Genomic DNA, 3715 nt, shown 5'->3' on the forward strand with positions numbered 1-3715 from the left:
GGTAGGTCACGTCACCGGCCTGCCCGCGCAGCCGCTCGGCGGCGACACGGGCGTTGGCCGGCCAGCGGCGCCGGTCCTGCGCCCCGGTCACAGGCCCAGCAGGCCCGGCAGCGCCGCATGCAGCGCCCGGATGCCCATGCCCGCGCCCCCTTTCGGGCGCCCCGGCAGCGCCGAGGGCACCCAGCCGTAGATGTCGAAATGGGTATAGCGCGTGCCTTCGCCGGCAAAGCGGCGCAGGAAGAGCGCGGCGGTGATGGCACCGGCGAAGCCCCCCTTCGGCGCATTGTCGAGGTCGGCGATGCCGGGTTCGATCATGCTCTCGTAGGGGTCGTGGAAGGGCAGGCGCCAGACCGGATCGGCCACGACCCCCGCAGCCGCCTCGAGCCCGTGGGCGACGTTGATGTCATCGGTGAAATAGGGCGAGAGGTCCGGCCCGACCGCCACCCGCGCCGCGCCGGTCAGCGTCGCGAAAGAGATCATCAGGTCGGGCTTCTCCTCGGCGCCGAGGGCCAGCGCATCGGCCAGCACCAGCCGTCCCTCGGCGTCGGTGTTGTTGATCTCGACGGTCAGCCCATTGCGCGCGGTCAGGATGTCCTGCGGCCGGAACGAGGGCGCCGAGACGGCGTTTTCGACCGCCGGCACCAGCACCCGAAGGCGGATCGGCAGACCCCGCGCCATCAGGATCGAGGCCAGCCCCAGCACGTTGGCGGCGCCGCCCATGTCCTTCTTCATCAGGCCCATCGAGGCGCCGGGCTTCAGGTTCAGACCGCCGGTGTCGAAGCAGACCCCCTTGCCGACCAGCGTCAGCAGCGGGCCGTCATCGCCCCAGCGAAGGTCGATCAGCCGCGGCGCGCGCTCTTCGGTGGCGGCGCGCCCGACGGCGTGGATCATCGGGAGGTTGTTCGCCAGCAGCGCGTCGCCGGTGGTGACCTCGATGCTGGCGCCATGGGTCAGGGCCAGTTCGCGGGCGGCGGCTTCCAGCTCGGCCGGGCCCATGTCGCTGGCAGGAGTGTTGATCAGGTCGCGGGTCAGCGCCTCGCCGGTGGCGATCGCCTCTAGCCGGGCGGCATCGACCCCCTCGGGCGCGACGAGACGGGCGCCCCTGACCGGCTGGGCGCGGTAACGGTCGAAGCTGTAGCCGCCCAGAAGCCAGCCCAGGGCCTCGACCTCGAGCATCTCATGCGACAGCGTGCTGACCAGCCGATAGGCCCCCGCCGGCAGATGCGCCGCTGCGGCCGCCAGCCAGAAGCGCCCGCGTAGCCGCGCCGCCGCATCGCCATAGCCCGCCAGAGCAAGCGCCGGCGTCCCGTCGGCCCCCGGCACCACCAGTGCCTGGCCGAGCGCTCCGGTGAAGCCCATGGCCTCGACCCAGGCGGCAGCCTGCGGCTCCGCCTCCAGCAGCGCTGGCAGAGCCTCGGCGTCGACGAGGTGCAGCGGCAGGGCCTCGGTTCCGGCAGGCAGGAAGGTCATCAGTTCGGAAGTCATGGCGTCACCGTTGGGCTGTAAGGTCTTTGCGCCAGCCTAATCCAGCCCGCACCGCCCGCAAGCGCAATCCGCCGCGCGGCCGCGACCCCGGCGAGGCACCGCTAGAGGGTGACGTCCTGCAGATCCCAGATCGCGATCAGAGAGCGTTCGCCCACCCGCAGCAGCCGCGACAGCGTGGCCGCCAGCGCCACCGGATCGCCGGCGTCGATGCACCGGGTGACATCCTCGGCCACCACCGACAGCGCCCGCATGCCCACCTGATCGGCAATGGCGACGAGCGAGCGGGCGGACTTGCGCATCTCGGCCATGCGGTCCTGGCGATAGAGCCGCTCCGTATGGGCCAGCCGCACGGCGATTTCCTCCATCGCGCGGCAGACGACATCCTCTGCGCCCACGTCGCCCAGGCGCGTGTACAGCTCCCGAAGCCTGTCCGCATCAAGCCGGACCGGCTCCTCCCGCGTCAGAACCAGAATCTGGTCCACGTTGTCACCCCTTCCACCAATGCCCCCACGGCAGAGCGCACAATCGCCCGCGGAAGTTCCCAAAACCTTGCGCCATGGCACGGCCTGCGCCGCAATCAACCGGGCATTTGCCTTCAATTCTTCCTCAATCCGCCCATTCCCGTTTGCCGCGCCCGGCGAGGCGCCTATATTCGCCCTCACCGAAAAGTCTTACCGGAGCCCTCCATGCATCGCGCCAAGCCCCTGCCCAACCTGCTCGTCCAGCGCTACCACGGCTGGAAGGCCACGACCTTCGAGGACAACAAGTCGTGGTATCGCCGCCTGGCGGAAGAGGGGCAGCGCCCGAAGACGATGATCATCTCCTGCTGCGACTCGCGCGTGCATGTCACCGCGCTGTTCGGCGCCGACCAGGGAGAGTTCTTCATCCACCGCAACATCGCCAACCTGGTCCCCCCCTACGAGCCCGACGGCAACCAGCACGGCACCTCGGCGGCGGTGGAATATGCCGTCGACGCGCTGAAGGTGGCGCATGTGGTGGTGATGGGCCATTCCTCTTGCGGCGGTGTCGCGGGCTGCCATGCCATGTGCTCGGGCCAGGCGCCGGAGCTTGAGGAGAAGACCAGCTTCGTCGGCCGCTGGATGGACCTGCTGCGCCCCGGCTACGAGCGCATCAAGGACATCGAGGGCGAGGCCGCGCAGAAGGCCGCGCTTGAGCGCGAGGCGGTGCTGGTGTCGCTGGAGAACCTGATGACCTTCCCCTTCGTGCGCGACCGCGTCGAGGCTGGAGAGCTGTCGGTCCACGGGTTGTGGCACGACATCGCAAATGGATCGCTGGAACAGTACCTGGCGGCCGAGAAGGCCTTCAGCCCGATCTGATTGCCACCGGGCCCGTCGGGGCCCGCCCCGAGATCCCGCAGGCCCCCTGCCTGTCAGACCCGCCGGAAACCTCCGGCGGGTCTTTTCATGTCGATCCGGATGACCCTGGGCCGGCCGGGTCGGCGATCCTCTCCAGCCAGCCCGCCCGGGGCACTGGCCCGGCGCCACGGATGCGGCGCAGGACAGGCAGGCTTACTGCAGCACCATGCCCTCGGGCCAGGTGACCTCATGTTCGAGCAGGATCTGCTGTTCGGCGCCCGGCGCCAGCGGGAACCGCCATTCCAGCACCCCTTTTCGGTCGTCGAAATCGACCACTTCAGGGGCGAGGTCGGCGCTCCACTCGATCTTCAGGTCATCCTGTTCCGAATAGGGCACCCGGTCGAGCAGGCGCAGATCCCAGGCCTGCGCGGTGCGGTTCTCGACCCGCAGGGTCACCGCCTCGTGACGGGTGTTCTGGCGCGAGATCACGCCCCGGTCGCCGTCCAGCCGCTCTTGCAGGCGGGTCAGGCGCAGACCGTCGATGGGGCCGAAGCTCCATTCCGTCTCTTCACCGTCGGGCACCAGGTCGATCTGGCTACGACCGACAAAGGTGCCATCGCGGAACAGCTGCGCCATGCCGGGCAGCAGCAACTCGCCGCTGTCGTTGGTCAGCCCGGCGACAAGGAAGGCGCTGGCATCGTGCAGCGGCACGGCGCGGGCGAAGACCTCGGGGGTGAAGTCGACGCGGCCCAGGGCGATCTTCACCGCATCGGCGTCATTGGCAACCGAGACGGGCTGTGGCGCCGCATAGGTCACGTTGATCCCGTCGAACCCCGCCACGGCCTTTTCCTCCATCTGCGGCGCGGCCATCAGCGCCATGTCCGACGCCTCGGCCCGGCCCATGAACGAGGGCT

At 69.7% G+C, this 3715-nt stretch carries 4 protein-coding genes; 1 reads left to right on the forward strand and 3 read right to left on the reverse strand.

Annotated features, from left to right (window positions below; genetic code table 11):
- Positions 1–87 precede the first annotated feature (87 nt).
- Both OS124_RS0117120 and OS124_RS0117125 read right to left on the reverse strand, forming a co-directional pair.
- Complete coding sequence (locus tag OS124_RS0117120; RefSeq protein WP_010141062.1) at positions 88–1485, reverse strand: leucyl aminopeptidase family protein; 1398 nt, start codon at positions 1483–1485, stop codon at positions 88–90.
- 101 nt (positions 1486–1586) lie between these two features.
- Positions 1587–1967, reverse strand: a complete 381-nt coding sequence (locus OS124_RS0117125) for a hypothetical protein (protein ID WP_010141063.1) — start codon at positions 1965–1967, stop codon at positions 1587–1589.
- Positions 1968–2171: 204 nt separating this feature from the next.
- Between OS124_RS0117125 and OS124_RS0117130 the strand changes: the two genes are divergently transcribed.
- Positions 2172–2822: a carbonic anhydrase gene (locus OS124_RS0117130; RefSeq protein WP_010141064.1), complete on the forward strand. Its 651-nt coding sequence runs from the start codon at positions 2172–2174 to the stop codon at positions 2820–2822.
- 192 nt (positions 2823–3014) lie between these two features.
- Here OS124_RS0117130 and OS124_RS0117135 read toward each other — a convergent pair.
- A partial coding sequence (locus OS124_RS0117135) for a DUF4139 domain-containing protein (RefSeq protein WP_010141065.1) occupies positions 3015–3715 on the reverse strand: 701 nt, incomplete at its 5' end.

The sequence above is a fragment of the Oceanicola sp. S124 genome (assembly GCF_000220565.1).
Classification (GTDB): domain Bacteria; phylum Pseudomonadota; class Alphaproteobacteria; order Rhodobacterales; family Rhodobacteraceae; genus Pseudooceanicola.

Excerpts from the sequence above, each read along its gene's own strand:
- OS124_RS0117120 (WP_010141062.1), bottom strand. The coding sequence starts at position 1,485 with ATGACTTCCGAACTGATGACCTTCCTGCCTGCCGGAACCGAGGCCCTG.
- OS124_RS0117130 (WP_010141064.1), top strand. The coding sequence starts at position 2,172 with ATGCATCGCGCCAAGCCCCTGCCCAACCTGCTCGTCCAGCGCTACCAC.